Annotated in this window: 43 protein-coding genes, 1 tRNA gene and 1 pseudogene; 24 read left to right on the forward strand and 21 right to left on the reverse strand. The window is 54.7% G+C overall.

Annotated elements, in window-relative coordinates; all coding sequences use genetic code 11:
- Positions 1 to 35 precede the first annotated feature (35 nt).
- Positions 36 to 551, reverse strand: coding sequence for a G/U mismatch-specific DNA glycosylase (gene mug / locus CRO33_RS10860; RefSeq protein WP_038644649.1), 516 nt, complete (start codon positions 549 to 551; stop codon positions 36 to 38).
- Positions 548 to 1,135 carry a TetR/AcrR family transcriptional regulator gene (locus tag CRO33_RS10865; RefSeq protein ID WP_097118153.1) on the reverse strand — a complete coding sequence of 196 codons (588 nt, stop codon included), beginning with the start codon at positions 1,133 to 1,135 and terminating at the stop codon, positions 548 to 550. The genes mug and CRO33_RS10865 overlap by 4 nt, the downstream gene beginning before the upstream one ends.
- 136 nt (positions 1,136 to 1,271) lie before the next feature.
- Between CRO33_RS10865 and CRO33_RS10870 the strand changes: the two genes are divergently transcribed.
- The 3 genes from CRO33_RS10870 to CRO33_RS10880 all read left to right on the forward strand — a co-directional run bounded on the left by CRO33_RS10870 (position 1,272) and on the right by CRO33_RS10880 (position 3,137).
- On the forward strand, positions 1,272 to 2,054 hold the full coding sequence (locus CRO33_RS10870) for an SDR family NAD(P)-dependent oxidoreductase (protein ID WP_097118154.1): 783 nt from the start codon (positions 1,272 to 1,274) through the stop codon (positions 2,052 to 2,054).
- Between the two features lie 203 nt (positions 2,055 to 2,257).
- Positions 2,258 to 2,333 (forward strand) — tRNA-Ile (locus CRO33_RS10875).
- Between the two features lie 330 nt (positions 2,334 to 2,663).
- On the forward strand, positions 2,664 to 3,137 hold the full coding sequence (locus tag CRO33_RS10880) for a GNAT family N-acetyltransferase (protein WP_097118155.1): 474 nt from the start codon (positions 2,664 to 2,666) through the stop codon (positions 3,135 to 3,137).
- Positions 3,138 to 3,278: 141 nt separating this feature from the next.
- Here CRO33_RS10880 and CRO33_RS24955 read toward each other — a convergent pair whose 3' ends face one another.
- The 4 genes from CRO33_RS24955 to CRO33_RS10900 form a co-directional block, all read right to left on the reverse strand.
- Entirely contained in the window at positions 3,279 to 3,641 is a 363-nt protein-coding gene (locus CRO33_RS24955) for a transposase (RefSeq protein ID WP_097118156.1), read from the reverse strand.
- On the reverse strand, positions 3,608 to 4,213 hold the full coding sequence (locus tag CRO33_RS10890; protein WP_097118157.1) for an IS110 family transposase: 606 nt from the start codon (positions 4,211 to 4,213) through the stop codon (positions 3,608 to 3,610). Before CRO33_RS10890 ends, CRO33_RS24955 begins: the two co-directional genes overlap by 34 nt.
- 424 nt (positions 4,214 to 4,637) lie before the next feature.
- A complete protein-coding gene (locus CRO33_RS10895; RefSeq protein WP_097118158.1) occupies positions 4,638 to 4,871 on the reverse strand; it encodes a hypothetical protein in 234 nt (77 codons plus the stop codon).
- Positions 4,872 to 4,888: 17 nt separating this feature from the next.
- Positions 4,889 to 5,533, reverse strand: coding sequence for a DNA methyltransferase (locus CRO33_RS10900; RefSeq protein WP_097118159.1), 645 nt, complete (start codon positions 5,531 to 5,533; stop codon positions 4,889 to 4,891).
- Positions 5,534 to 5,878: 345 nt separating this feature from the next.
- Here CRO33_RS10900 and CRO33_RS24790 point away from each other — a divergent pair.
- Positions 5,879 to 6,067, forward strand: a pseudogene (locus CRO33_RS24790) (IS110-like element ISEc32 family transposase); the annotation flags it as partial.
- 372 nt (positions 6,068 to 6,439) lie between these two features.
- Here CRO33_RS24790 and CRO33_RS10910 read toward each other — a convergent pair.
- Complete coding sequence (locus tag CRO33_RS10910) at positions 6,440 to 6,694, reverse strand: hypothetical protein (RefSeq protein ID WP_255253268.1); 255 nt, start codon at positions 6,692 to 6,694, stop codon at positions 6,440 to 6,442.
- A gap of 297 nt (positions 6,695 to 6,991) precedes the next feature.
- Here CRO33_RS10910 and CRO33_RS10915 point away from each other — a divergent pair, with 297 nt between their 5' ends.
- From CRO33_RS10915 to CRO33_RS10925, 3 genes are all read left to right on the forward strand, one after another.
- A complete protein-coding gene (locus CRO33_RS10915; RefSeq protein WP_255253269.1) occupies positions 6,992 to 7,219 on the forward strand; it encodes a hypothetical protein in 228 nt (75 codons plus the stop codon).
- A gap of 713 nt (positions 7,220 to 7,932) precedes the next feature.
- On the forward strand, positions 7,933 to 8,241 hold the full coding sequence (locus CRO33_RS10920) for a hypothetical protein (protein ID WP_097118161.1): 309 nt from the start codon (positions 7,933 to 7,935) through the stop codon (positions 8,239 to 8,241).
- Positions 8,242 to 8,472: 231 nt separating this feature from the next.
- A complete protein-coding gene (locus CRO33_RS10925; protein WP_097118162.1) occupies positions 8,473 to 8,736 on the forward strand; it encodes a biofilm development regulator YmgB/AriR family protein in 264 nt (87 codons plus the stop codon).
- Between the two features lie 21 nt (positions 8,737 to 8,757).
- Here the strand turns inward: CRO33_RS10925 and CRO33_RS10930 are convergent, their stop codons facing one another.
- The 5 genes from CRO33_RS10930 to CRO33_RS10940 form a co-directional block, all read right to left on the reverse strand.
- Entirely contained in the window at positions 8,758 to 8,928 is a 171-nt protein-coding gene (locus tag CRO33_RS10930; RefSeq protein ID WP_231568837.1) for a hypothetical protein, read from the reverse strand.
- 117 nt (positions 8,929 to 9,045) lie between these two features.
- Positions 9,046 to 9,177, reverse strand: coding sequence for a hypothetical protein (locus CRO33_RS24795; protein ID WP_255253270.1), 132 nt, complete (start codon positions 9,175 to 9,177; stop codon positions 9,046 to 9,048).
- A 1-nt stretch (position 9,178) separates the two neighbouring features.
- Complete coding sequence (locus CRO33_RS24800; RefSeq protein ID WP_254919502.1) at positions 9,179 to 9,301, reverse strand: hypothetical protein; 123 nt, start codon at positions 9,299 to 9,301, stop codon at positions 9,179 to 9,181.
- Between the two features lie 102 nt (positions 9,302 to 9,403).
- The gene (locus CRO33_RS10935) at positions 9,404 to 9,640 is read right to left on the reverse strand and encodes a hypothetical protein (RefSeq protein WP_097118163.1); all 237 of its coding nucleotides are present in this window, start codon (positions 9,638 to 9,640) and stop codon (positions 9,404 to 9,406) included.
- A 201-nt stretch (positions 9,641 to 9,841) separates the two neighbouring features.
- Complete coding sequence (locus CRO33_RS10940) at positions 9,842 to 10,102, reverse strand: hypothetical protein (protein WP_045816976.1); 261 nt, start codon at positions 10,100 to 10,102, stop codon at positions 9,842 to 9,844.
- 219 nt (positions 10,103 to 10,321) lie between these two features.
- On the opposite strand from CRO33_RS10940, the gene CRO33_RS10945 reads away from it, so the two are divergent.
- The 3 genes from CRO33_RS10945 to CRO33_RS10950 all read left to right on the forward strand — a co-directional run bounded on the left by CRO33_RS10945 (position 10,322) and on the right by CRO33_RS10950 (position 12,437).
- Positions 10,322 to 10,864, forward strand: coding sequence for a MerR family transcriptional regulator (locus CRO33_RS10945; RefSeq protein ID WP_255253271.1), 543 nt, complete (start codon positions 10,322 to 10,324; stop codon positions 10,862 to 10,864).
- On the forward strand, positions 10,846 to 11,085 hold the full coding sequence (locus CRO33_RS24805) for a hypothetical protein (protein ID WP_255253272.1): 240 nt from the start codon (positions 10,846 to 10,848) through the stop codon (positions 11,083 to 11,085). The genes CRO33_RS10945 and CRO33_RS24805 overlap by 19 nt, the downstream gene beginning before the upstream one ends.
- A 191-nt stretch (positions 11,086 to 11,276) precedes the next feature.
- Positions 11,277 to 12,437: a diguanylate phosphodiesterase gene (locus tag CRO33_RS10950; protein WP_097118164.1), complete on the forward strand. Its 1,161-nt coding sequence runs from the start codon at positions 11,277 to 11,279 to the stop codon at positions 12,435 to 12,437.
- 39 nt (positions 12,438 to 12,476) lie between these two features.
- Here CRO33_RS10950 and CRO33_RS10955 read toward each other — a convergent pair whose 3' ends face one another.
- Entirely contained in the window at positions 12,477 to 12,779 is a 303-nt protein-coding gene (locus CRO33_RS10955; protein WP_052127596.1) for a hypothetical protein, read from the reverse strand.
- A 227-nt stretch (positions 12,780 to 13,006) separates the two neighbouring features.
- On the opposite strand from CRO33_RS10955, the gene CRO33_RS10960 reads away from it, so the two are divergent.
- From CRO33_RS10960 to CRO33_RS10970, 3 genes are all read left to right on the forward strand, one after another.
- Positions 13,007 to 13,312 (forward strand): hypothetical protein, encoded by a 306-nt coding sequence (locus CRO33_RS10960; protein WP_176505757.1) that lies wholly within the window; start codon positions 13,007 to 13,009, stop codon positions 13,310 to 13,312.
- Positions 13,313 to 13,456: 144 nt separating this feature from the next.
- Positions 13,457 to 13,717 (forward strand): hypothetical protein, encoded by a 261-nt coding sequence (locus CRO33_RS10965; RefSeq protein ID WP_097118165.1) that lies wholly within the window; start codon positions 13,457 to 13,459, stop codon positions 13,715 to 13,717.
- Positions 13,718 to 13,798: 81 nt separating this feature from the next.
- Entirely contained in the window at positions 13,799 to 13,996 is a 198-nt protein-coding gene (locus CRO33_RS10970; protein WP_097118166.1) for a hypothetical protein, read from the forward strand.
- 218 nt (positions 13,997 to 14,214) lie between these two features.
- On the opposite strand, the gene CRO33_RS10975 is transcribed toward CRO33_RS10970, so the two are convergent.
- From CRO33_RS10975 to CRO33_RS11000, 6 genes are all read right to left on the reverse strand, one after another.
- A complete protein-coding gene (locus CRO33_RS10975) occupies positions 14,215 to 14,481 on the reverse strand; it encodes a biofilm/acid-resistance regulator YmgB/AriR (protein WP_097118167.1) in 267 nt (88 codons plus the stop codon).
- 133 nt (positions 14,482 to 14,614) lie between these two features.
- A complete protein-coding gene (locus tag CRO33_RS10980; protein WP_097118168.1) occupies positions 14,615 to 14,887 on the reverse strand; it encodes a hypothetical protein in 273 nt (90 codons plus the stop codon).
- A gap of 103 nt (positions 14,888 to 14,990) precedes the next feature.
- Complete coding sequence (ycgZ, locus tag CRO33_RS10985; protein WP_039337534.1) at positions 14,991 to 15,233, reverse strand: regulatory protein YcgZ; 243 nt, start codon at positions 15,231 to 15,233, stop codon at positions 14,991 to 14,993.
- Positions 15,234 to 15,512: 279 nt separating this feature from the next.
- Positions 15,513 to 15,767: a hypothetical protein gene (locus CRO33_RS10990; protein WP_097118169.1), complete on the reverse strand. Its 255-nt coding sequence runs from the start codon at positions 15,765 to 15,767 to the stop codon at positions 15,513 to 15,515.
- A 477-nt stretch (positions 15,768 to 16,244) separates the two neighbouring features.
- A complete protein-coding gene (locus tag CRO33_RS10995; RefSeq protein WP_097118170.1) occupies positions 16,245 to 16,427 on the reverse strand; it encodes a general stress protein in 183 nt (60 codons plus the stop codon).
- Positions 16,428 to 16,691: 264 nt separating this feature from the next.
- The gene (locus tag CRO33_RS11000; RefSeq protein ID WP_141399013.1) at positions 16,692 to 17,339 is read right to left on the reverse strand and encodes a hypothetical protein; all 648 of its coding nucleotides are present in this window, start codon (positions 17,337 to 17,339) and stop codon (positions 16,692 to 16,694) included.
- Positions 17,340 to 17,500: 161 nt separating this feature from the next.
- Between CRO33_RS11000 and CRO33_RS11005 the strand changes: the two genes are divergently transcribed.
- A complete protein-coding gene (locus CRO33_RS11005) occupies positions 17,501 to 17,740 on the forward strand; it encodes a hypothetical protein (RefSeq protein WP_097118172.1) in 240 nt (79 codons plus the stop codon).
- On the opposite strand, the gene CRO33_RS11010 is transcribed toward CRO33_RS11005, so the two are convergent.
- Positions 17,730 to 18,044 (reverse strand): hypothetical protein, encoded by a 315-nt coding sequence (locus tag CRO33_RS11010; protein WP_097118173.1) that lies wholly within the window; start codon positions 18,042 to 18,044, stop codon positions 17,730 to 17,732. The genes CRO33_RS11005 and CRO33_RS11010 overlap by 11 nt on opposite strands.
- Positions 18,045 to 19,308: 1,264 nt before the next feature.
- Here CRO33_RS11010 and CRO33_RS11015 point away from each other — a divergent pair.
- From CRO33_RS11015 to CRO33_RS11025, 3 genes are all read left to right on the forward strand, one after another.
- Positions 19,309 to 19,815 carry a DinB family protein gene (locus CRO33_RS11015; protein WP_097118174.1) on the forward strand — a complete coding sequence of 169 codons (507 nt, stop codon included), beginning with the start codon at positions 19,309 to 19,311 and terminating at the stop codon, positions 19,813 to 19,815.
- Positions 19,816 to 20,268: 453 nt separating this feature from the next.
- Positions 20,269 to 20,445: a DUF3606 domain-containing protein gene (locus CRO33_RS11020; protein ID WP_072050593.1), complete on the forward strand. Its 177-nt coding sequence runs from the start codon at positions 20,269 to 20,271 to the stop codon at positions 20,443 to 20,445.
- Between the two features lie 906 nt (positions 20,446 to 21,351).
- On the forward strand, positions 21,352 to 21,609 hold the full coding sequence (locus CRO33_RS11025; RefSeq protein WP_097118175.1) for a hypothetical protein: 258 nt from the start codon (positions 21,352 to 21,354) through the stop codon (positions 21,607 to 21,609).
- 338 nt (positions 21,610 to 21,947) lie between these two features.
- On the opposite strand, the gene CRO33_RS11030 is transcribed toward CRO33_RS11025, so the two are convergent.
- Positions 21,948 to 22,208, reverse strand: a complete 261-nt coding sequence (locus tag CRO33_RS11030; protein ID WP_097118176.1) for a helix-turn-helix transcriptional regulator — start codon at positions 22,206 to 22,208, stop codon at positions 21,948 to 21,950.
- A 779-nt stretch (positions 22,209 to 22,987) separates the two neighbouring features.
- Between CRO33_RS11030 and CRO33_RS11035 the strand changes: the two genes are divergently transcribed.
- The 7 genes from CRO33_RS11035 to CRO33_RS24410 all read left to right on the forward strand — a co-directional run.
- A complete protein-coding gene (locus CRO33_RS11035) occupies positions 22,988 to 23,224 on the forward strand; it encodes a DUF2171 domain-containing protein (protein WP_045816885.1) in 237 nt (78 codons plus the stop codon).
- Positions 23,225 to 23,472: 248 nt separating this feature from the next.
- Positions 23,473 to 23,730 carry a hypothetical protein gene (locus CRO33_RS11040; protein WP_097118177.1) on the forward strand — a complete coding sequence of 86 codons (258 nt, stop codon included), beginning with the start codon at positions 23,473 to 23,475 and terminating at the stop codon, positions 23,728 to 23,730.
- Positions 23,731 to 24,024: 294 nt separating this feature from the next.
- Complete coding sequence (ycgZ, locus tag CRO33_RS11050) at positions 24,025 to 24,276, forward strand: regulatory protein YcgZ (protein WP_097118179.1); 252 nt, start codon at positions 24,025 to 24,027, stop codon at positions 24,274 to 24,276.
- Between the two features lie 143 nt (positions 24,277 to 24,419).
- The gene (locus CRO33_RS11055) at positions 24,420 to 24,692 is read left to right on the forward strand and encodes a hypothetical protein (RefSeq protein ID WP_097118180.1); all 273 of its coding nucleotides are present in this window, start codon (positions 24,420 to 24,422) and stop codon (positions 24,690 to 24,692) included.
- 98 nt (positions 24,693 to 24,790) lie between these two features.
- A complete protein-coding gene (locus CRO33_RS11060) occupies positions 24,791 to 25,045 on the forward strand; it encodes a biofilm development regulator YmgB/AriR family protein (RefSeq protein ID WP_097118181.1) in 255 nt (84 codons plus the stop codon).
- Positions 25,046 to 25,599: 554 nt separating this feature from the next.
- Positions 25,600 to 26,037: a translesion error-prone DNA polymerase V autoproteolytic subunit gene (gene umuD / locus CRO33_RS11065; protein ID WP_097118182.1), complete on the forward strand. Its 438-nt coding sequence runs from the start codon at positions 25,600 to 25,602 to the stop codon at positions 26,035 to 26,037.
- Between the two features lie 117 nt (positions 26,038 to 26,154).
- A partial coding sequence (locus CRO33_RS24410) for a transposase (RefSeq protein ID WP_141399015.1) occupies positions 26,155 to 26,235 on the forward strand: 81 nt, incomplete at its 3' end.

Raw genomic sequence — 26,235 nt, forward strand, 5'->3', positions numbered from 1 at the left:
TGAACAACTTTAGGGCCGCGTTAAGCGGAGCACGCTCACGCGTTATTCTGTAACCAATCATGAAGTTGGCGATAAGCTGCCGCCATCTCCTCTATCGTCGCGCGGTTCAATCCGCTGGGATTGGGCAGCACCCACAAACGCGTTTCGCCCAAGGTTTGCGGCTGCTCACCCCACTCCACTTTGCGCTGTCGGAACGCTTTCTGGAACGCATCTTTACCCAGCACCGCCAGCGCACGCGGCTGATAGCGTAAGATCTTCTCCTGCAAACGCGCCCCGCCATCGCGCAGCTCATCACCCGCCAACTCGTTAGCCTGAATGGTCGGACGCTCAACCAGCATGGTGATGCCACAACCGGTTTCCAGCAGCCGCTGCTCCTGTTCCGGTTTCAGCAATTCGCGGGTAAAACCGGCCTGATGGATTACCTTCCAGAAGCGATTCCCCGGATGAGCAAAGTGGAAGCCGGTGTGCGCCGATGACTTGCCCGGATTGATGCCACAAAACAGCACCTGCAAATCCGGTGCAATAATGTCCTGAATATCGTGCTCGCTCATGCACTCTCCAATCCTGCGCGCTGTTTCACCGAGCGACGGCTAACCGCCAGCATATTGCGCGCTTCCTCATCATCCGGACAGGCGCGCGCCAGCGCCACCGCACCGACCATTTCGGCCAGCATACTGGCGGCGACATCATCAGCCTGAGGATGGTGCATTTCATTGAGTGCCTGCGCCAGCCGTTGCCGCACCGCATCACGACGTTGCGAGAACAGCGTGCGTGTTTCAATCGGCAGATGGGCAATCTCACTCACCAGGGCAGGCATCGGGCAGCCTTCTCCCGGCGTGTTGCGATGATGCTCAGAAAGATAGTTGTCGATCAGTTGGGCCAATCGCTCGGCTGGATCTTCGAGTTGGGTGATGGCGGCAAAGCGCTGTGCCGAATCGGCAAACATCTCGGCAATCACCGCTTCAACCAGCGCTTCCCGCGAATCAAAGTGCGCGTAAAAGCCGCCGTGAGTTAATCCCGCGCGCTTCATCAGCGCCGCTACGCCAATGCCTTCAGTGCCGCATTCACGCATCACCACTGCTGCCTCATCCAGTATGCGCTGCCGCGTGCGCGCCTTGTGGCTCAGCTTTTCCATCTCTCACCATCCTGCTCATCGTTAATGGCAATCAGTGTAATTATTACGATCATCATATTCCAGCTTGACGAAAAATATGATGATCGTCATATTAAGTTCCATCAGATATGACAACCATCATTTACAGGAACCGACCATGACACAGCAACTGGCTTTGATTACCGGCGCATCCAGCGGCATTGGTGTAACTTACGCGAAACAGCTGGCCGCGCGCGGCAGCAATTTGATTCTGGTGGCGCGTGATGAATCGCGTCTTAACCAACTGGCGCAGTCGCTACGTGACGCGCACGGCGTGGAAGTGAGAGTGCTGGCGGCCGATCTGACGCGCACTGAAGATTTGCAACGCGTGGCGCAAACCCTTGCGGACAACGAGCGGATTACGATGCTGGTGAACAATGCCGGGATGGCAGTTGAAGGCGAGTTCGTCGCGGGTGATATCTCGCAAATACAAACCATGCTGACATTAAACATTGTGGCGCTGACGCAGTTGGCACATGCAGCCGCGCAAGCATTCCACCGTCGTGGTACGGGAACGATTGTGAATATCGCTTCAGTGTTGGCGCTGGTGAATGAAATGGCGAATGGTGCGTACAACGCCAGTAAGGCCTTTGTGCTCTCTCTGACGCGCAATATGCAGCGTGAGCTGGCGGAGAGCGGCGTGCGTATTCAGGCGGTATTGCCGGGCTTAACCCGTACCGAGATCTTCGAGCGCTCAGGGAAATCGGTTGATGACCTTCCGCCAGAAAGCGTGATGGAGGTTGAGGATTTAGTCGCAGCCGCGCTGCACGGAATGGATAGTGGCGAGCTGATCACCATTCCTTCAGTGGAAGATCTGGGACTATGGCAGAGCATGGAGAGCGCGCGCTTCGCCATCCTGCCGTATATCTCGTTGAATAAACCGGCTTCGCGCTATTTGTGAGTTTTGAGTGGTGATTGAGATGAGGTGGAAGGATGCCCTTGTCTCAAAAACCTGCTGAGGTTGTGGGCTGATTGAGCGATTTTAGGTGGTGGATAGGGATTTTTGCTTGGAGATCAAGGAGTCAGAGATTGTTCTAATTTTCACCAACCGATTGGCGAACGCTGGATCACCCCTCCGAGATACTTTATAATCCCCGCTCCGCTGGCCCCTTAGCTCAGTGGTTAGAGCAGGCGACTCATAATCGCTTGGTCGCTGGTTCAAACCCAGCAGGGGCCACCAAATTATCAACGACTTACCTCAGAAGCTACAGTTAAGCCGGTTTTCCAGGATACTCATAGGATACCGGTCATAAGTAGTTCAAAGTAGTAATCCCCTCACCCCACATTTAGCTAATCTCGTCACTCTAAGCTGTTTCAGCCCTAAAGCTACGTAGTAATCAGGTCACCTGTAGTATAAAGCTGCTCAGCAGTGCAACGTCTGCTTTGAGCGAAAAACAGACGTAATGTCTCATTGAAAAAGGGCGCAGGATTATATTTTCGAAGAAGTCCTAAATGGTGCAATTTTCCATCAAGTGTTAAGGTCAGGCTTCCCGGAAATTCATAAACAGGAATGAACGTGAACATTTCAGAGATACATGAGTGGCATAAGAATAACTACTTGGTGAGTACAGACCGGAAGAAACTGGATGTGCAGGCTATCCATCTCTATCTTACGAGGTCAACATGGGCAAAAGGGATTGATCTGGATCTCGTCAGTGCATCAGTAGAAAACAGCCTTAATTTCGGTGTTTATCACGATGAAACCCAAATTGGTTTCGCGCGATTAATAACAGATTACGCTACGTTCGCTTACCTTTGTGATGTATATATCCTTGAGGAATACCAAGGAGAAGGGCTGGGAAGGTGGGTGATGCAGTGCATACATCATCATCCAGTTTTTGAGCGGCTTCGCAGGATCATGTTGTTTACAACCACAGCACCTTGGCTCTATGAAAAATTTGGGTACGAACCTGTTAATCGGGAAAACTATGCATGGAGCATCACACGGCCTGATATTTATACCCATGTAAAAAAGACTGGCTGACATGTGGTCATATTCATCTCTGAGCTGGCGTATACACTCCTGAGTTTGCAATGTCCGCTTGGCACAAAACGGACCATTACCTCGTTCAGATTTAGTCCGGAGGCGTATCATATTTTTCACATTGGGCCATAAACTAATCCTTCAGCTATATGCCCAATCCTTTTGATCACGGAACATAGCATTCAGAATCGTAATAAATTTTCTGATACAGGCTGTTATAGCCACTTTTTTGGGTTTTCCATGTGCAACAAGCGACGTGTAGAAACTTTTAATCTGGGGGTTATATCTTACCGCTGAAAGCATTGCCATATAGAGTGTTGCGCGCAGACCGGACCTGCAGCCCCAGATAGCCCTTTTACCGCGGAGCTGCCCGCTATCCCTGTCATAGGGGCATACGCCAACCAGGGCTGAAATCTGCCTGCGATTAAGATGTCCCAGCTCCGGAAGCTGACTCAGGATCGCAGCCTGAGTTACCGGCCCGATACCTTTAACTGTTTCAAGCATTTTCGTTTTGGAGAGAATGCAGCATTCTGATTCAGCTGGTCTTTTATTTCCTTATCAAGGGCATCGATCTGCACATTCAGGCACGCAATATGCTCCGCGATGTCCTTCTCAATCCAGGCGCCGCTTTTTTCCTGCAGCCTGGTGATTTCCATGACACGATTCTGCACCAGCTGACGCCGCCGCGTCAGGAGCATCGCCATATCCTGAAGTACTTTATCCCTGACAGGTCTGAACTCCGGTTTCATACGACGACCATATTCGCAGATTATCCTGGCATCAATGGGGTCGCTTTTTGCCACCTTGCCCATCGCCCGGGCAAAATTCTTTATCTGTAGGGGATTAATGACGGCAACAGGCAGACCCGCTGAAATCAGCATTGATTCAGCCAGAGAGTGATACCGGCTTGTGGCCTCCATGATAACGCCAGATATGTGAAGTCCTTCGAATTCCTTCAGCAGTTGCACGATGCCTGAGGCGGAGTTCTCCAGATGTATCAGTCGCTCTCTGGTGTCGATCCAGACATCTAAAGCGACCTTTGAAACGTCAATACCAACGGTTGTTTTATCGCTCATTTCAGTTCTCCCTGCCTTGCAGATACGGGCTTTAAGTGCGCCAGGCAATTGTTCGGGCTAATGCTGAAAAAGATGCTGCGCGGGATGGCTCCCCCTCGGGCTTTCAGCCCATGGAGACGATCGTGCTGCAGCATCTTGGGAACCAGATGAGTTTAGAATCATCTACACCCCTCTATAAACATACAAGGAGACGAGCTTGTGCATCTTGAACACGCAGCGGCCGGGCTAAAGTGAAGTCACGGCACCGGCCGCAGACCGCACGGATTTTTATTCTCCCGCCGCAGGCGGCATCAATGAGGCGCGCAGCAACATCCATATTGTCTTGTCCACATCCCGGGTGCATATCCGCCCCGGAACCCTGTGGATAAAACTGGCCCTGCCGTGCGCCGGCAGGGATGCAGAGTGGCGCTCATTTTCTAATCAGTCACGCCCTCAGATGTTTCTTTATCACGGCCGCGCGCCGGTACAGTTCAACCAGGTCATTACCGATCCCCTCAATCAGCAGGCCGGCCATGCGCTGCTCGCGGCTGGCGCCCTGCCAGAGCTGGCGTGCAATCATGTCGCGCAGGCGCAGATGAAATTCGTACAGCGACTCTTCCAGGTCGGCCACGTCATCGGCCAGCGCGTCGTTATCAGGGTGCATAGTGTGATCGTTCATCGTGTTCTCTCCGTTCATCAGGCCGCACGGGCGTCGCGGTGGGCATACAGGCGGCGCAGGCCAGCGGCGTGGTACTGTTCCATCAGCTCGATACCAATCCAGCGGCGTCCGCAAGCCTGGGCGGCCACGCAGGTCGAACCGGAACCAGCAAACGGGTCCAGAACAAAGGCGCCGGGCTGCGTGAAGGTCTCAATCAGCGGGCGCAGGGCGCTGACCGGCTTTTCGGTCGGGTGATGGCGGTTGCCGGTGTACTCCCACGGCATCACGTCCGGCAGCGGCTTTGCCGGCAGCGCCGGGCGCCCTTTGGCCAGCACGTAGGCGCTTTCATGCTGGTAGCCGACGAAGGCCGATTTTGAGGCGTAAGGCTTGGTGAAGACGATGTGGCCCACCACGCGGAACCCCGCCGCCTTCCATGCCTGCATAAAAATGTCTATCCGGTTCCAGCCGTAGAAGCTCACCGCCAGGCTGTTGTCTTTCAGCATCCGGAACATTTCGTTGCTTGCCGGCTGCACCCACTCGCTGTTCACGTCGTTGGCAATCGAGCGACCGGAACGGTCCTTAAAGCCGACGAGATATGGCGGGTCCGTCAGAATGAAATCAATGCTCTTATCCGGAAAGCCGCCCATAACCTGTACGCTGTCGCCGTGCATGAATCGAGACATAGTGATGCTCCTGTGTATGAAGGGGGCACCGGTAGTGGTGCCGTGACCTCCACACAGACGGGCGAACAGCGGAGCAAACAGGGGCGGATGCGCAAGCCGCACGCGCCGCCGGAGCGGACTGAATGTCCCGCGCACGGCGGGGAACGGGTGAGCACTCCGGCGACAGCTTCCCTTATATGTCGGTAAATATCTAAACTGACTTTGCAGGTCTGGCGAGGTCCGTGCAGCAGGTGAAGCTTCCGGGGCGCAAGAGCCCGTAAACAAGCGAGTGCGCACGGACTGAGCCACTCATCATTAGCCCGGACAGTTGTCTGAACCTAAATTCGTATCGTAATGAGGGGCACCATGAGTCAGCCGGATTTGCAGTGCATTGGTATTGATGTGGCTAAGGCCACGCTGGACGTGGCCTCTACAGAGGAGATTATTCCTTTCACCGTCAGTAATGACACTGCAGGTTTTGAGGTAATTACTAAAAAAATCAGCGGACTAAATATTTCTTTGATTCTGATGGAGGCTACCGGAGGCATGGAGGCGGAGCGCAGCGACAACCTTTTTCATTCCTGCAGTGATGCCGCCATGACCGGCGACATCAGAGGATCGGCAGCTGCATACCGGGCAGCGCTATGCCCCTTTCTTCTCGAGCAAGACAGCATCGATGGCATCTCGAGATGCCACCAGTTAAATCCCTCGTTTGCATCATGATGGTCTTCGGCATACTCCATGGCCGCCGCAATCTCATCCGGCGTCATATCCGGGTTAATGCCGAGAAAGTCCTCTGCCAGCCAGAAGATGCCGCAGCACAGCTCGTCATCGCCGACTGCGGCCAGCCGCGCCCTGATTCCCGTACGGTCATTGCTCTCATTACCTGCCCGGCGGGTTGTACCGCCGCCTCCGGTTTTCTGATGATCAGGCAGGGTCTGTTTCAACACGTGCGGCAGGGATGGTGTCGGCACAGTGGCGCAGCAAATACCAGCTGAGACTCGTATCCGCATCGAGCGAGGCGTCGGCCAGCGCGATTGTGGCCAGCACCTCGTCGGGCGTCAGCTCTGGTGCCACGTCTTCGAAATCATCAGCTACCCACAGGCGCACCACGCAGGGTGTATCGGGTTCAAAGCGCAGCAGCTGTTGGGCCAGCTGGCCAGTGGTGAGAAGTTGATTCACGATTACTCCGGTCTACAGGTTGCACGGCATCAGCGCCGTGACGTCACGGCAGCCGGGCTATGGCGCAGGACGCAGGGTCGAAGGACGAAACCGCACGCGCCGCCTGAGCGGACTGAATGTCCCGCGAAGGGCGGGGAACGGGTGAGTCGTGAGGCAAAGCCTGCCTTGCGGACGAAGCGGCCCGGCTAAGATGAAGTCACGGCGTAGCCCGACAGACGGAGGAAGGTTGCATGCATTTTTTGTATGTTTTAATCCGAATATGACTGCGCTCATGAAAATCGGGCGGCAGCCGAAGATATGATGTACACAACAGACAACTGCGAGTCACTACTCATGGCCAGAGCCCTGCCCCCGACCTATCTTCCCGTTTCCCCTTCCTGCCTGGCAGAAAAGCTCCGTGAAATTGCGGACATGCTGGAAGTCCGCAGCCCGTTTATCCGCGCGGCAGAACGGCACTGCGCCACGGGAAGCCGCGGCGAGCCTTTAACGATTATCCGCATCGAGATTCAGGAGCAACCTGAGTAAGTCAGATATTTACGGTTAAAGTAAGGCGGATGACTGGCTCTGGCAACTCTATGCGCAGGGCCATATCAGTGCGGCCCCTTCCCGGGGCTTAAATTATTTTATGCACCGGGCACTTAAATATAAACTCGTACGACTCGCCTCTACCGATTAACTGAATGTCAGGTGACATCGGATATACAGGACGCCAGGTCCGGGAAGCGCCGCTTCGAACAAAAAGATTTATATTTAAGCACAGCGCCAGTGTGAAAGTGGCAGCATATTTTCGCTTCGGCAATCAGTCAGTCATTGGAGACGGAAAAAATAAATGAGAGAGTTAATGAACATATTCTCTGCAGGAAGCTCGTTATTGAGAAAAACCATTGCGTAGATCCTCTGGCTTTACTGCACCTGAACAGGATTTAGCAGTCTGCCTACGGGTGCGCCCTTTCGGAATCGGATGCGCATTACATGCACCGTGCTTCTGACAGTACGAGTTACCTGCTCTGACCCGGGAGCAGGCCAGAGTGAGAGATATTTTCTCAGGATGGAATTTACAACATCAATATATCAGAAAAATATCAGCCACTTATAATAAAATGAAAAGATTCAATTTATTTATCCTTATTAATCGATAGCCGATAACTATGCACCTCATTTAAATCCTTCCCCGCCATTTGCTATAATAACAACATGGTTAAAATTATTCTCATTCATTTCTTAAGCGAGGTGTAAACGTGTTGTACAGCGAGGACATGACCGGTCACGCAATTATTGGTGAAGCAGCAGTCAATCTTGCCGTGCGTGAAGAGGAAATATCCGTTGATGCTCTCTTGACGGAGCTGAACATTATGCTCAAAGCAGAGAAAACCAGCAGCCGCAGCCGGCGCATCAGCGATGCCATCAGCTGGCTGCGCGACTTCCGGACCGTCGGTTCACGCGGGGGCGCCGGTAAGAAATGGATGCTGTCTGATGCAGACAGCCACAGTGCCGGCGGCGAGTCCACCATTCGCCTGCAGGCTGATGATGAAGATGAAATGAGATAACCACAACCTTCAGGAGCGGGCGCTCAGCGTCCGCCTTCACCTGACTTCGTAAGATGACTGCCTGCGCGCGCCATCATTAACGAAGCGCACCCCAGCGCTTTTTAACCTATAATTTCTCTGTTATCGGGTACGTTCTGCAGATGCAGAGCTCCCGGCCACACATTAATAATCCGCAACACCACTTTTACCGCCGTCATCCGCTCAGGATGCTCCGGCAGGGACCTTCACAGCATGAAAAATACCAACTCAGTGACCACAATCCGCACCCGCCTGCAGAGCAGCGGCGACGCGCTGGCGGCTGAAAGTCAGGAGCTTGAAGAGGCAATACAGGCGATCCTGGCCTCAGGCGGACAGCTGTCTAATAAAACGCTCATCATCCACGTCATTCGCGACCTTGAGCAGGAGCGTGACGCGCAGAGACAGGCGGTGCTGCGCAGCGTGCTGGAGCTTATCGTCAGTCACACGCCGGATGACGCCGGCGGGCAGGCCTTTTAACGCCTGCGCGACAGGGCTAATTCAGTTAAGTTTGGCGGCAAAAATCCGGATGGCCCGGCTGCAGGCCTCGCGCATGGCCATATCGGTACCGGACTCCTTCAGACGCCACAGCGTGCCGATAAGTTCGTGCGGGCTGACTGTCCCGCCCCTGTGCAGTACCTGCCTGATGGCCAGCCCGATGGCTTCGTGCATCAGTTCCTGTATTTCATTTTCGGTTTTCAGATGCGCTCCGCTTATTGGGGATATACACAGTGTATCGCGATAAGCGGCGCGCAGATATAAGCACCAAAAAAAACCGCCCGGAGGCGGTTAAATCAGCGGGGTGGCGCCCCGGTCGGGCGGAATGTCTCTGTCGCCGCCCGGCACCTCGTCTTCATGACCGGGCGCCGGCTCGTGGTCCGGCAGCGGGGTCGCATCGTCAGGCATCGGCTGGTCAGACATGCTATTTTCCGCCCTTCTGCTTCATGGTATCGCTGTCCCTGGTGTCTTTTTTGTTGCCCGCAGGCAGCTTGCTGTGGTCGGCGTCTTTGCCATCCTTCACATTTTTATCGTTACGGTCAGCCATGGTTACCTCCGTCACCCGGTATCGGGTAACGTTAAGTTTAGCCGCGTGACGGTACCGGAAGGTGAACAAATAACCGGTCTGTGACTTAAGCGTAAAAACCGCTCATTGCGCGGGCGGTGAAAGCGAGGCGTCCCGCGCTTCAGTCATGCTGTCGTCCACGCACAGGCGGCAGATGCAGGCCCGCATCTTCAGCTGCTGTGACGCGATCTGATACGCGTGCCGGTAGTTCACGGCCGAGCCCAGGAACTGACGCTCCGGGTGGTCCTCAAGGCACACGCAGCCCTTCACGTGCAGCTGGTCCTGCTGCTCCATTCTGAGCAGATAATAAAACTGCCACATAAGCGGCCTCCTTCCATGATAAAAGGAGCAATGTATGCCTGAATATATAACGGTGGAATTAATTTCTGATGCGATTTAAGCACGGGATATGCGGAGAGTGTCGTCCCTGACAGGTTCTCCGGCCGGTACACGCCTGAGCGCGACCGCTGAGGTCATCTTCATCGTCGTCTTCCGGCCAGAGCCGGACTACGTCCTTTGGCGTCAGTTCTTCTCGTCGTTCAGGCCCGCAAGGGTCTGCAGGTACGGCACGTGCCGGACGGCCTGCTCCGGCTCGTGGAAGCTCTTCAGCCAGCTTCTGGCTTCGGATATTTCAGTGAGCCGGTTATCGCTGCCGCCGGCCTCCGCCATGTGTCCGAGCTCGGCAATAAGCGATTGCACGCTTATTTCCTTTTCGCCCAGCGCCAGGCTCAGTGCCGCCTCGCCAATAATGACGTGCCCTTTCCCGTCGTGTTGAATAGACAAATTTACTACCTCCGTTTCACGTTGATGACAGCCTCACGTCACACTGTAGTCGCGGATGGTGAAAGCGCCCGGAGTTTATTCTGAAATTAGCCGTATCCGTAATAATTTATATCAGGTAGTGTGGTGATGAGACTCTCCGCGCGACGAGTTCCTCTCAAGCCCGCGCAGTTAAACCTCCGGCCCTGCCAGACAGGCTTTCTCCCCTGACGGACGCAATTTATGCCGTTCCATACAACTGATACCGTCTGCGGTATCGTGGGCGTGCTGCCTGAAACCCTGCGACGCTGGCGGCGGGCAGGCCTTATATCCCCGCCCTCAAAAGAAGGGTACTCGGACGCCCAGCTGGCGTGTGCGCTGCGCGTGCTGGATCTGACCGCCGGAGGCAATACGCTGTTTGACATTCACGCGACGCTGCGCTGGCCGGGGCTGGCGCTCAGGGGCGGCTGGACATTCCGCGAGGAGGATATGCTGCAGCTGCTCCACCGCCACACCGATGACGATGTGCGCCGGGAAATGCGCATGATGGCCACGGACTACTGTACCGACGACTTCGTTAACCGCTGCCTGCGGCCGCTCAATCTGTGGCTGCGCAGCGATGCTAGTGAAGGCGCCACGGAACGACAGGGGCGCTTCCATGCGGCCGTACTGGCGCAGTGGAGCCTGATGGCTTCGGCGTCAGCGCGGCGTGCGGCCATCCCCCTGTTTCTGGAGGCGTCAGCGTCACGGACAGCACTGAAATCTGAATGGAAGCCATCCGGCTGACGGGCCAGGGGTCCAGGGTGGGGGTTAATAATGCATGCAGCGGCATCCCTGCGAGCGCCCTGAGGCGCCACGACTATCACCTGATGTGGTGCGGTAACGGCATCAGTGCAGCGATGCGCGACCACTTCCGCCTGAGCCTGGAGCGCGGTGAGGCCATTATGCTGACCGGCGCCGACCGGCGGCTGGTCAGCAACGCTGATGCGCTGACAGCCGTCGCATAAGGTCGTCACCGTTCTTTCTGAGGTTTCACTGGTAGCATTCTGATACCTGCCCGCTGATACCTCTGCGCGGTGCAGCCTGCGCTGACCCGTAAAGCTCCGGTACGAGCCAGACCCGGCTACCGGTCCGGTTTGAGAAAGCGCGACCGGCTGCTATGGTGCCCGTGACAATCTGCGGCAATACGGAGCCTGAAATGCTTACAACCATAATTTACCGGAGCCACCTGGCCGATGACGTGCCCGTCAGCATTCTGCCGGACATGGTGAAGAAGGCCAGCCTGCTCAACGCCCGCCATCAGGTGACGGGCATCCTGCTGTTTAACGGCACGCACTTCTTCCAGATCCTGGAGGGCCCGGAACAGGGCGTGCTGGACATCTACGGCCGCATCTGCGCCGACCGGCGTCACCACAACGTGGTCGAGCTGATGCGCGACTACTCGCCGTCGCGGCGCTTCGGCAACCACGGCATGGAGCTGTTCGATCTGCGCCATCACCCCCGCGGCAGCGTGCTGCAGGCGGTGCTTGACCGCGGCACCTCTAAGTACCGCCTGACCTATGACGATCGCGGCCTGCAGTTTCTGCGAACCTTCGTGGAGGCCCGGGAGAAAGAAAACTACTTTGAGGTTCTGCCCGCCGACTACTGGGACTTTGTGCCGGATGAGAACGGGTCACCGGCCCCCGCCGCGGGCGTGACCTTCCGCCCGGTGGTCGACCCGCTCGGCCGTGAGGTCACGGCCCTTGAGGCCATACCCGATGATGCGCCGGAGGGGCTCTCCGGCGATGCGATGTACGTACATAATCTCGCTGCGGTCACCGGGGCGCTGCACAGAGCCGGCAGGTCATGCCCTGACGACATGATGCTCTACCTCAGCATTCTGCCCGGGACGCTGGTATCCGTTCCGGATGCCGTTGGTCGGATTGTCCGCGCCATCGACAGCGCTGAACTGGTGCCGCAGCAAATCATACTGGGCGTCAGCGAGACGGAGGTGATTTCTCAGCTGGAAGCATTTTCCGCAGCGGTGCGGCAGCTGAAGCAGGCCGGCATCAGCCTCTCTGTCGATAACTTCGGTGACGGCTCCGCCGGGCTGTCTCTGCTGGCGCACGTCCAGCCGGACCGCGTACGCATCGGGGCCGCGATCGTGCGCAATATTCACCGCAGCGGACCCCGCCAGGCGGTGGTGCACGCGGTGCTGCGCTGCTGTTCTGCGCTGGAGATTAACGTCATCGCGGCGGGCATCGAGCAGCCGGAAGAGTGGATGTGGCTGGAGGCGGCAGGGGTCACTGATTTCCAGGGCGCGCTGTTCACCGCAGAGGGGGCGGCCGTGGCCTGGCCGGAAACCCGCGAGGCCGTCTGAGGCGCAGGAACAGAACAGGGGCCCCCGGGCCCCGTATGATTAACAGGACGCGGCACGGTGAGGCGGAAGCTGCGTGGCCATAACGGCCGCGGGCACATCAGCCTTTTCCTGCCGCAGGGTTCTGCCGCGGTTGGCCTTTTCAAGCCAGGTGCGGAAATGCGTCATCATGGCCGCCGCATGCTGCGCGTCCGGCGTGCGGTAAATCAGCAGCCGGCTTTTGGTCTGGTTTGAGAAGTCGAGGGCATAAATCTCGATGACGGCCTCGCGCTGCTCGCTTTCAATTGCTGTGAAATGCATGTCAGGCCAGCGGTTCACCTTCAGCATAAACTCACTTAAAATCATTTTTTTTCCTCTTATTGTTTTAAAATCGGTACTCTTTTCACTGGTCCGCCCAGTGTAGAATGGGTTGCGGACTCTGCAAGCCGTCAGCGAGTTATTAAGCGTAAAGGTTTCGTAATCTCCCTGTTTTCAGCACCGGAGATAACTGCAGCATGCGCCAGCAGGAGATATCCGGCAATCTGCCGGTGGGCTATCAGTGCAACAGGCAATAACACACAGGAGAGGCAACCATGCTCAGCGAAAACAGGCTCCGTCACATCGCCGGCGATCCGGACAGCCATGACGCGGAGGCCGTCGCGATGGCGCAGGAGATCCTGCAGCTGCGCCGCACGCTGGGCGCGCCCTGGGCCGTGGTACAGCCGCTGGGCGAGCTGTATGTGGAGGACGGGAACGCGGCCATGATCTGGCCGGCGAGTCTGGCAGAGCGCGGCGACGTCTGCCTGTACCGCCTGGAGAAGCCTTCTCCGGTGGCGGAAACCGCCCCGCCCGCAGCAAAGCAGCGCGGCCGCAGAAAGAAATTACCGGCGCCGGAGTAAGGTATTTTCAGGACAGCATACCTCTGCCGGACAGCGCTGACGCTGCAGCGCAAAAGTTTTCTACAGGTTCTTCTCCCCCGTTAATGTCCGGACCCGCTGCGATATGATAAGCTCTGCGCCCGAAACCTGCCGCCGGAAAACCCCATGAAAAATGACTTTGAAGAAAAAATGGCTGACATCATGATTGGCGAGGCCGTCACCGCGCTGCTGGAAGAGGACATCGCCATCAGCTGGGCCGTCCTGACGGACCGCCTGCGGGCGGCGATTGAGCATGAAACGGATGAAGACCGCGTTCGCGCAGGACTGCGCGCCATTGAAGAGGTGCGGCGGGAAATGCAGATTCGCGCCGCTGAAAAGACCGGGGTGCACGGCACTGAAGGTATGTCAGCGCAGAAGCTTCACTGAAGTCACCCGGGGCGCTGCCGTATCCCCGGGGTCGCCTTTCTGATATACTGTATACTTATCCACCTTACGGACGGAGGTCATATGAACGATGACACCACCGCCGAAGATATCTACGCCGTTATCGGAACGGTCGTGGCGCGCCTTCTTAAGCCGGACCAGTACCTCACCCTTCACGAAATCACCAGCGCCCTGCACAGCATGGGCGAAGCGGCAGGCACTGCCGGGATGCGCGAAAGCTGCGAACGCGCCGTCAGGCTGCTGGCTCAGCAGATGCACTGACCTTCAGATTACTCCCGTTCTGACGATCACTCCTCGCGCAATGACGGTGAGGTGCCACACTGATAAGTGTGAAATTGTTTAAACCGGGAGATGCCTGTGAAAGTCTGGATTGCCGTTACCCTCGCCGCCGCCGTGAGCTGCTCCGTATGGGCCTCAAAAGGGAGATTTGACTCTCCGGCTGCTGTGGCATCTGCGCATACTGCGCAGCAGAATTAATATCAGAAGCCTTCGTCGTCAGGCGTTTTGCCCACCACGATTTCCAGGGCGCTGCGCAGCACGTCAAGCTCGACCACGTCTGAAGTGCTCTCCAGCTCGGCGATAAGATAAAGAATGATCGCTTTGCTGGTGACCTTTTTGCCGTGAATAACGATGTCGCGGATGACGGCGTCTAGCACGGCGGTCTCGGCGGCCAGCGCGTCGCCGCCGCTGCGGAAGTGCTGGATGATATCGGCTTCGGTGGTGGTGTGATGTTCGTTAAGCTGCATAGTGTTATCCGTCAGGCCCTGCGGGCAAAAGTGGCCAGGCTCAGTGCCTGAAATAAAAACGGCCACCCTCCGGTAGCCGCATCCTGCGGGCGTCCTGCCACTTTCCGTCTGAAACGGAAATCTGTGCTGAGGTTCAGTGCTTGCGACCATTGTCAGGTGCGGGCTCAGCATTAAAAGCCAGAATTGCTGCATCACGGCTGCTGCTTACTTGAGGAAGAGTAGCTTCAACTTCATGAATAGCCATCATAATTGCTTCCAGTCGTTCGGCGTTCTGCTCGATCTTTGTCATGGACTTAAGCACGCCAATCAGCCTGACGGCGCCAATGTCATCGCCGCTGTCAAGCATAGTTATGACAGCATCACCCAAAACTATATCGACCAGTCTTTCTGATTTACTTCTTTGCATACCCGCGCCTTATGGTGCCTGTCATCCGGACAAAGTGCCGGTCGCCCAGTCCGGACGGCCCTTGTATGCATGCTGCGGGGCGTTTTTACATGGAAACTGAAACTTAACGCTCGAACAACATACCGATAAGCGTCTGGTAATGACGCTCTTCTTCCAGGCTGGATGCCACTTCAAGGCGACGTAACAGCTTGGTGCAGATGGCCTTACGGTTAAGGTTCTTGCCTGCGCGCAGGATTTCAACGACAATCTGCCCCAGCGTTTCCTGCTGGGTCGGCGCCGATGCCTTGCTGAAGTAATGCGCAATGTCGCTGGCGGAATCCGGGAATCTCGTATTGCTCTGACGCATGGTGAACCTCTCAGTGGTTAAAATGTAGTCGGCTCTGTCTGACCGTAAAGTTATACAACTAAATCAAACTTGTACAGCAATTGTGTTGTTGTACAGCTTATATTTTTGTGCAAAAAGTGCTAGATGTTACTAAACAGTAACTTAGGTGAGTATCAGCGCGCGAATGATGAGCGGGTTAACGAAAGGGTTGTACAACAGTCAGAACAGCATGCTCAGCTCAGGGGCCGGGGTACAGGGAAGAAGCCTGCCCGGTATCATCCGAACAGGCGGGAGATGCCTTCAGTGCGTTGAGCCGCGGCCTGAGGCGGTAATCCATCTCAGCTCGTCCCGGTTGCCCGGTAATGACTCAAACCTGCGGAGCCAGCGTTTCGCCCCTCTTATCTGCACGCAGCGCGCTGGATTTTCCTCTACGTCGGCCATCTCAGCCAGCTCGCGGATAAGCGAGCCAACGGTAATGTCCGCATTATTCATCGCCAGATGAACTGCCGCTTCGCCAATAATCATTTGGTTCTGGTCATGGTCATTATCAGGCATGCTTTGCTCTCCCTCCGCTTTATTACGGTATTTCAGTGTAGTCACTTAACGGACTGAAAACCGGTTCCGTTTAAATACTTTCCGCGCATTATCCCGTCAGTCAGAATTACGCTCAGCCGCACAGCAATAAAAAACACCCTGAATTCAGATGCATGACAGATTATCAGAGGTAAATATCGGAAAATACTGAATAAAACTTATGTGTAGTCTGAAATCGTTTTCATCCTGAGATGCAGCCTGAGCATGTGAATGTTTCGGGATTTAATCTCAGAAGAGGACTTAACATGGCCTGATAAATATGGATGATAAGCTAGCAGGTTACTGGCTATTAATATGCGCCATATATCAGAAAAATCAGGGGGGGTAAGCTCGGTTGATTATTCTACTTCAACCTCAGATATAATTTGGAAATGCAAATTTCCTAATTAAGCGCGCCGGGATTAAATTTACTTCCGGCGCGCGTCCGTGTGGTTTTATTTAAACTTCAGGTTTTGGGCTCCGCCGGCTGATAAGTCCGCCTTTACGACCGGCCTCGCGCGCGCGATCGGGACAGTTTTTGAAGTTACCGCCGCTGACGGCGCCGCCTTTGCTGCCCGCTTCAGAGGCGCGTGCCGGGTCGGCCGCGAAGTTTCCGGCTCCCCCGCGTCTTGCTGTTGTCATGATGTCTTCCTCAGTTAAAAGATGTCCTGTATTTCATGAAGTTATATTGTGGCACGTCTGTACAGGGCTGCCCGCCTTCAGGAAACTTTTTTTCAGGACCATGATGGCGGACACGCAATACTGGGTGGCTGAACCTGAAATGCGGGCCCGCTGGACCCTCACGCTTGCGACTTCAGCGATATGCGCCAGGCTGTGTGTGCGGAACGGCGCGTGACATCCCTCCGGTGGAGAGTTGTTCTGCAGGCGTGCCGTGCCGCATTCATATTACTTCTGCGCAGCGTTCAGGGGGTGCGTGCTGATGACAACCCGTCGCCGCAGATGGCTTTCAGGCTCCGCGCCCCAGCAGAAGGCGGCCCAGTGACCGCAGAACGCCAGCCAGCTGCGCACCGGGTGCAGACAGCCCGATTCACCTGTGCCGTCCCACACGTATACGTAGTGCTCCGGGTCGCGCAGCGCCCAGGCCACCATCCCCTCCCACATCACTTTTGCCGCGTTGGTCTGCGCGCTGTCGGTAATGATGATCGACCAGCGATGCAGAAAATGGCAGAAAAAACGCCGCGCCAGGCCGTGCACCGCCCCCTCATGCTGAGGCTGGCGGGTGCGCCATACCATAACCTGTATGCAGGCGCGCTCCGGCGAGGTGAAGTCTTCGGTTTCCTCCAGCCGCACCGCATAAACGGTCTCCGGATCACGCTCCTGCGTGACCAGCCTGAACTGTCGCTCTGCTCTGTTCTGCCAGAGGGTGTAGCCAAACGGCGTCACAAACCCGGGCAGCGTAAAAGGCTCTGCGTCGCGGGCAAGAAAGGCGCGGGTATCGGCCCGGTTGGTGTCTTCCGGATTCAGCACCTGGCTGAAGCTGGTGTCGGGCAGGGTAATGGGCATGCTGTCGTCCGCCGTTACTTTTCTATTCACTTAGCCTCCCTGATAACCGGAGCGTTAATTTATACCGCTGAATTGTCTGCAATAATGGGTGGTGCTGTTTAAAAGATAGAGCACCGCAGGATTACTGCTGTACACGCGCCTGTGCATCGGTTACTTTGCGCCCGACCTCATTCACTACGCACGGGTATTTGATGCGACAGGACGGACTACCACCGGAAAAAGAAGCCGGATTGACCGGCTATTTCAGCCAGGTCACTCACCCCTGCCAGATTGAGCTGCTGGGCCGCATCACCGTTGAAATTCTGCGTCAGGAGCGGCGGCTGACGCGCACCGCCTTGTGCCTGAAACTAATAGGGTGCCTCGACGGTGCCGACGATGAGGCCGAGAGAGAACACCTGAAGGTTCTTCTCAGAATGCTGTTTAATCGCTGAGCCTGAGGGGTAACACCGGGAGTTCACCGGTCACGAAACGTTCGTCCAGGGAAGAGAGCGGCAAACGGAATGCCGTGCAGTCATGGCGCATAACAACGGTTCGCAGATGCCGGTTACAGATAAACCAGACCTCGTCGCGGTCGTTGGAAAGAATGAAATACGCGTCAGACGTTTCCGAAGGATTAAAGCATCCCAGCGCCCTGTAGGCCGTCGTGAGGCTGAACCCGCTCAGCAGCGGCCGCGGCCGCGGCCCGCCGGGCAGTTCTTCCACCCTGAGATACAGCCCCTGTTCCATCCAGAGCATGGCCACCTCCGTAGCGCCTCTTCATTCTTCAGTAAAAGTTACGGTGCCGGGTGCCTCCCGGTGATTCAGAAAGGCTACCACCTGAATCGCGCTTTTGTTCCTGCTGTACCTGTGTAGCCTGGCCCCGTCGCATAGAGGGATTCACCGTGTTCAGAGCATATCAGCCAGTCGGCTTTGTTTTCTGACATCACAAAAAATAGTGAAGCAGGACGTTATCTACTGCTGCACCCATTGAATCAAAAAACATGAATTTATTTTTCATAAAACTACCGGATACATTTGGGAGAATGTGATTCTGGTTAACAATGCTCGCCAATTGACTGACAAAGAGAAGGAATTAACTGAAATGATTATGCTGAGAAAAAGCCCGATGGCGGCCAGGTTGTTCTGATTAGTCAGGTCAATAGGGGGGAAGCGGAAAAACCAGCCCATTTCGGACCAGTAAGCACTTGTTCTGAAGCCAGATAATATCACCTCGGCACTACCAGTGTTCCGCACTGGCCCCTGCTTCCGGACAGCTGCGAAGCGAAAAATCAGGACAAATCGCCAGGTCTGGAAAAAAATCCCGGGACGGTACCCGGGAAAAAGATTCAGTTTCCATTACACCCAAATCCGGAGGAGTTCCGGACCGGGAATAACTATAGACAGAATAGAAGGCGTGTCAAAATTTTTCGATAAATCATGTTCTTGGCAAATGCGCATGGAATATTTTCTTTCAACATGCAGCAGGCTTACCCGGCCTTATGAATGTATGCAATACATTCTTTTTTAAAACTTCGAACCCTGTACGCAATATCCTGAACGAATAGCACCGAGAGCCAACCACAATAAGTAGCCCCGCCCGGCAGACTTTGTGCGCAGATTTCATGACTCACCGTCACAAGGAGCTGTTTTATTCACATCCGTACAATCAGGCAGTACGTTACTCGTGGTCGGACCTTAGCTGTGAATACCTGACCCTGGCAGATTTTTTTCACCGGGCTGTCGAGATCCCCTCAGGCGACTACACTCTGATGCGCCTCACCGCCCTAACTCACCTGCAGGCACTTACCGGAGGCATCACCCTTCCCCGCCGCCGGTATGGAAGGTATATCCGGTGCATTGCATTAAGGTGTGAATGTGAATTCTCAGCCTGTAACCCTTCTGCCGCAGAAAAGACTGGCAGCGATAAGCTCCGGATTGTCAGTCTCAGTCCACACCGGATTAATTAAATGCGTACTTAACGATACCGCTATGCCGGACGTGCTGACGCTCTGGAAAAATTATGCAAAGAGTTACCGCCCTGACGTTACTGAGATATAAGCACTGGATGGATGCCGGGATGCTCAGCGCCATTGCCGAAACGGACGCGCGCCGTTTCCGCGCTGAACACCGGGAAATGCTCAGGCTCATGTACCACATGCACGCCACTGACATGCTCATTCGTGCCAACCTAAAGGGGGAAGCGCCATCCCGGCCGAATATCAGACCGCGCAGGCCGCCTGAGCAGGCAGTCCTGGTGCCGTGCATGCTGGCCTGCTCCGGCTGGTTCATTGAATATGCGGCCGGCATGACGGCGGAAGCCTGGGATCGCCCCATCATTTATCAGCGCAGAGACGAAAAGATGGCGCAGACAAGCCCCCTCAGCCTTATCGAGCAGGTGATACTGCATGGTACGCGACACCGCGGCGCGGTGAGCTGGCTTATCAAAGCGTGTGGCATTCAGCCCCCTCAGGACGTGGTGTCACATTTTCTGCGTAAACAGCTGACGTCTTTCGACACAAGGGGCTGAAGGAATGGCGATAATCCCAAAGTTTTGCCGCAAATCCGGCCGTATCGACAAAATCGGGCGAAATAAGGCATGAGGCCTGCTAATCAATTGCTGATGAAATTTCAGCAGAAAAGTTATCGGACTTACATCCGGGGGTTTCCGGATGAGAACATTCCGAAGGAAAGCGGCCTAATCTTAAATAACAATCTTTGTAAATTATAGGGTTACGGATTAGGCAATGCGATGTTAGATTGGTGTGCGACATTAGCAGTGCTTAACCCCACCTCTGCGAGAGAGCGTTGTTCCGCGGTGAACAAAACAGGCCCACTGATACTCATTAAGTGGGCTTTTTTTTGATAAAAATTTTTGCTCATTACGGTCAGTCATTTCAATTTTAATCCCCTCAGTTTCAGTGCCATTCTTCGTCTGCGTCACACAGCAAATAAGCCGTTTTGTCCTTAATCCGGGGTTTTGATGAGTTATATTTTTCACCGCCGCGAGCCGGAAGATAAAAAGATCATTGTGATAAATGAACAATGGCAGATTACATACTGGATGCTCACTTTACAGACTACGCAGGATAAGCTGGTGAAAGCACTTAAAACGGTGGGCACAGACCCGGAAACCGTTAAGCGCTATCTCCTACACTGAGCTTTCTGACTTACCCACCTCCCGGTGGGTTTTTTATTTATATCGGGCTGCCTGTGAGTGCAGCGTGACTGTACCCGGACAGTTCCGATGACACGCTCTTCGTATTAAGTCAGGCTGGCTGTAAGGGCATTAGTCGGAAGTTGGATCAGAAACAGAGAACTCTGAAATAACAGTTTAACCACAACGCTACTTCCTCTTTGTGCTCAACCCTGCAGGCCAGAATGGTGGGCACCCTCAACTCAGGTTTCAGTCGACTCTGTAATTTCTTGCGGCCATCCTGCCGCTTTTTCACTCACGGCCTTATGTTCACAACGAAAGCCTTTTTATTCCCGCCTGGCATGTCATACGTCGCAATCAGCATTCTTCCGAAAGCAAATGCATTTCTAAGGATTCAAAGTACACCGCCAGGACAACCATACCTGCAGACATGGCAGCTAACTGTAATTAATTACGTTTCGATAAAAGCAATCTCAATCGTCAGCCTGATTCAGGTCTTTTCGGGCAGGCTGGCAGCCGTCGTATCAATGGGTGGAACCGGGACACTATGTCAGCTATTTTTGCGGAAAAAATACCCCTAACGACTGTGATGATGAAAGAAGCCACAGGTGCAGCAATGAGTGAATACGTCCGCGTCGCATATCATGCGTGAACATACCTCCTGTCCCTGAGTTCGGGCGGCGCTGTTATTTTATTCGGGCTAAGAAGAATCACCCCTGCTGCTGAAAGCGCTCTGCCTGAGTGCCGTCATAGCGGGAATGTCCGGCACGCTGCTCCCACGCATACTTCGCACATGACAGTTCATACAGGGTTTTCCGGACGGTCATCGGGACAGTGAAACACCATAGTTGGGGCACAATAGAAAGTGCAGTAATTGCACTTTTTCAGGTTCTTTCAAAAGGAGAGCACATGACAGGATGGCATCTTAGGCTGTGGCGCAGGAGTATGCTCTGGAGCCGGGAGCGCGCGGCGGCAGAGCTAGGCGTGAGCCTGCGTACGTATAAAAGCTATGAAAATGCAGAAGTGATTAAACGCGCGGTGGCCCTGGCAACGGTGACGCTTTCGCTTACCGGTATGATGCCCGCACTCAGAACTCAGCAGCTGAGCGCAGAACGTCTGCTACAGCTCCTTGGCGAGATGACGGAAAGCGTCAGTACGGAAATCTGACCGGGCCAGCGTGAACTGACCGTGAACGAAGAACAGGAAACAGCGAATAAAAAAATCCCGGGCGGCTGGCCCGGGAGCAACAGGAGTGAGCACTTCCGGTCTGAGGCCGGTGATGTTGGATCCTGAGAGCATGTCAGCTATTGCAATACGTCACACTGGTGTTGGCACGAGGAATAACACACGCGATAAGAATAGCGCCCGACGCGTTTTTATTTGCCAGGAAGCGTCTGATTTAACAGGGCGAGGTGCCGGTACGGTTACAGTTTATTAATCGCCCTGGTGAAATCGGGGTGAGAAATTCCGTACCGGCACTGGAAAATTTAGCATACTCACCGCGTTCAGGTATCGCGGTCTACGGGTAGCGAAACGCCTTCCCGCCACAGCTGCCACATGGCCTGCCTGATGCTCCAGAATCCGGGCGAGTAAAACACGCGCCCAAGTTTCTCTGCGATGGCCGGCGTCACCGGCTTACTATCGCACAGCAGTGACCAGACATCCCGCTGTGCCAGACCGGATTTCAGACAAAGTGATTTTACCGTCATGTCATGTTCAGCGAGCAGGTAGGCCAGAAAACGGCCGGGCGAGGTGCGGCCATCCATAGAGCCCAGGGGTCCGTGAGGGTGATAGCCCGAGCATAAGAGGACATCGGCAGCTGCACAAGATCTGTACCACAGATTGTGAGAAATCCGCTGCAAAACTCACACCGGGGGACAGAGGTGAGATTAAGGTGTGGCGAAAGTGGGATAGCAGGCTGCAGAAACAGAAAGGCCCGGAATAAATCCGGGCCATCTGGAACCAGTGTGGCGTCATCCTGACACCGAGCTTGCCGTGTCATTATAGCGGGCTTTAACAGAGTAATATGTCAGGACAGAGAAAAGTTTGTCTTCCGGTAAGATTTTAGAATGTCTTATACGCTTACCCGGGCAGATTTGTACCGCGTTATTCAGGCAAGGCCTGCCGTCTCAATGGTTCTTCCTGACCGGGAAGATGCCGGTTGAAACTCTGTTACTGGCATGGAGGTAAAGGGGATGAGTACGGGATATGTTTTTGAAAAAGCCCGGGGCGGACCCGGGAATAATTCAACGATTCACCTAACCATTACTGGATCTAAAGACACAGTGCAATAATCATGGTCTGTACGTACCGGCTGTCAAATAAATCCGCAAAATAAATCCGACATTTCATCCCTTAATGACCGTTACTCTGCGCTTTTACACCCCGCGTTTTCCATGCAAAAAAGTCCCTTCAGATGCCCGGCCGGATGTTTCAATTTGTTAGTTTTAAAAATAATGCAGATAAATAACCTACAGTTTGTAGTGTGTATCCGTCAGGTTGGCGGGTAAAACTCACTAAGAGCAGACCAAACTAAGGATTAACTATGGTTGATAAATCAGAAGTTCTGGACCATGCCCAGGTAGTGGACGTTAACGGTGAGCATGTGGGTATCGTTGACCATTTTGAAGGCGATGACAAAATCAAACTGGCAAAAAGTGACCCGGAAGCCGGTGGCCAGCACCACATCATTCCTTTCAGCTGGGTGAAGGAAGTGGATGACAATAAAGTGATTCTTTCCAAATCCAAGGATGAAGTCGAGAGCGAGTGGCAGGCCGTCTAAGCAAACCGCCGCGGCAGAACGCCGCGGCAAACTTTTAACGCTTTATAGTTATTACTGCAAAATCCCCTGGTACTGAACACATCATTTTTTCTCACGCATTTATATTCTGATGTACTCCCGTAAAATCCGCCATCTGAAACCAATATTTTATTTTTTGTCCATATGACAGATTTTTCTTCTGGTGAATGCACCAGTTGCGTCTACAGTGAATCCTGAGGTTGTTATTTTCCCGAAAAGGAGGATTTGCTGTGTTTTATCACGACGATGAGAAAGGCCATATCATTATCGGAGAGGCAGCGGTCAGCCTGGCGGTCGCCGGCCAGGACATTTCGGTGGAGTCCCTTATAAAGGAGCTCTCCGTAATGGCTGAAGGTGACGTCAGCGACGCGAAGCTTGCGGAAATCTTTGACGCCAGACGCTGGCTCCAGGGTTTTCGAAAGTACAGCAGTCGTGAGCAGGCCGAGCTGCACTGGATGACGATGACGGGCCAGGAAAACGACAGATAACACAACCAGGAACGTAGACCGGCTCCGGCCGTGACACGACGATGAAAGACCAGCCTCGTATCGGGCGCGCTCTGCGCGTGCCGGCCGGAGAAACTGTCAGGGACGACACCTCCGCACCACTTCAGCTACGCATCCCGTCCTATACCCCTCTGTTTTATAAGCATAAGCATTTTTTGCAAAAAAAAAGCATCACATCCTGCAACATATATCTGTACAGCTTTTATTTTTTTGTATAACTTTCCGCGCATTAGCACCCGAACACATTTTAACCGTCCCTTTTACGAGAGAATAATCATGCGCCAGAACAGCCTTAAACCTGAAACTGCGGGAGACATTGCCCGTTACTTTACCGAAGCAAAGCATCCCTCGCAGCAGGAAACGCTGGGGCAGATTGTGGTTGAAATTCTTCGCAGCGGCGCCGCCCTGAACCGGCCGGCCATCTGCGCGAAACTGGTTCGCCGGCTGGAGCTGGCGGGCGGAGCGGAAGAAGAGCAGCACTACCGTACGCTAATCGGCCTGCTTTTTGGCCGCGAGCAGGCGGTCTGAAGCCCATCTGCTGCAGTGACCGCAGGTTTCATTTCATTGTGGATATCAAATCCGGTGCGGCCTGACCGGATTGAACATCAGCCAGCCGCGTAAGCGGCGGCCGGTACAGGAAGGTGCCCCTCTACTGACACCCGGAAAGCGGTATGTACAGAAATAAAAGCGAAAAAATAATGGATATTGCTATTGGTGAGGCTGTGGCCGGATTGCTCAGCGAGAACGCGCCGGTGTCCGGTACAACGCTGGCGGTCAGGCTGATGGAGATGGCGGCCGGCGAGACCCGCCCGGAAAGGGCTGAAGCACTCCGGATGGCGCTGGATGAAGTTATTGCCGCATTGCCGGCGACGCGCCTGCTGCTGAATCCCGAACTGCTGTTCCTGACCGAAGACAGGCCGCCTCCGGGCACCCGTCAGCACTGAATACCAGCATTCTCCGTCAGGCCGCGGAGGCAGGATGGAGCCTGCAGAAACGGGTCGTCACTGGCGACCTCAACCTTGTTTATCCCGGACGATGGGTTATGCAACAGAACACAACAGAACAAGACATCCTGCGGGCGCTCAGTGAACGTGGCGACCAGCTGGCCCCTGAAACAGAAGTTATCTGCGCCGTACTCGAAGGCCTCAGAGCCCTGGGTGGACGCGTGCTGCGAAAAGACATCATCCTAGCCCTTATAGCGGAGCTGGAGATTACTTCAGACGTAGTCAGGCTTGACGTCCTGCGCGGTGCGCTTGAGATCGTGGTGGGCTATCCGCACGACATTGATGATGAATAGTTAACCCTGCCGCATTTAACGCCCGAAACGCTTCAACCGTCTGACAACAGCCTGCTCTGCAGGCTTTTTTTCGTCTGGTGCCAGAGTGCTCAGGCGAACGTGAGCAGAATGAACGGGGTGAATGCGAAGCGCACTGCTTCGTACCAGGCCGGGCCCGAACGATCCCCCTTCATCACCGAGGCTTAAATCAGTGGATTCAGCCGCTGTGGGAGGCTGGCGATGAACTTAAACCGGCAGTGCGGCAGAATGAAGCCCGGCGGCGGAACGCCGGGCTGTCTGTGTACAGTCAGGAGGCGCCTCCCCGCGGCACCTGACCCGATATCATCATAAGCCCTGTAAAGGGATCCTGCCTGAAATAATATTTTTGCTGCCGCCTCAGCCAGATAAACGCTATTCCCTGACAGCGCGTCAGGCTTTCTCTTGCCAGATAAATGCCGCTCAATAATACTGTACATAAACACAGTATTATTAAGAGGAGGATTTATGCGTTATTTACATACAGCACACACCCTTAACCCCGCAAAGTCTGCTAGGAGTTTCCAGTAAAACCGGCAGTGTACAGCTCTGGCCTGACGCTGCTCTGGCTCCCCGTTTTCACACCGCGCGTGCGCGTGCCACTCTATGCCGAGCCGTGTGCGGCAGGGTTCCCCTCCCCCGCCGCAGATTATGTCGAAAAAGAGCTGGACCTGAACGAGCTCTGCATCCGCCGGCGCGCCTCCACGTTCTTCGTGCGCGCCAGCGGCAGCAGCATGGAGGGCCTTGGGCTTTATGACGGCGACGTCATGGTGGTTGACCGGGCCGAGGAGGCGTCGCACGGTGACATTGTTATCGCTGAGGTGGAAGGTGAATTTACGGTTAAACGCCTGCAGCTGCAGCCCCGGCTCGCGCTGCTACCGATGAATCCGGCCTACCAGGTGATTTATCCGGAAGAGTTGCAGCTGCTCGGCGTGGTCACCTGGTGGTTCAACAGCACGCGTGCGCGTCGGAGGTAACGATGCCAATGTTTGGCCTGGCAGACGTGAACTCGTTTTACGCCAGCTGTGAGGTGAATCGCCACGGATTTAACAGACACCTCAGAGTCATTTAAGATGACTTAAAGAGAGGTGCCCATGAGCGGTAAGCGTTATCCTGAAGAGTTTAAAATTGAAGCAGTCAAACAGGTTGTTGATCGTGGTCATTCTGTTTCCAGT

This window comes from Pantoea sp. GL120224-02, assembly GCF_900215395.1.
Classification (GTDB): Bacteria; Pseudomonadota; Gammaproteobacteria; order Enterobacterales; family Enterobacteriaceae; genus Pantoea; species Pantoea communis.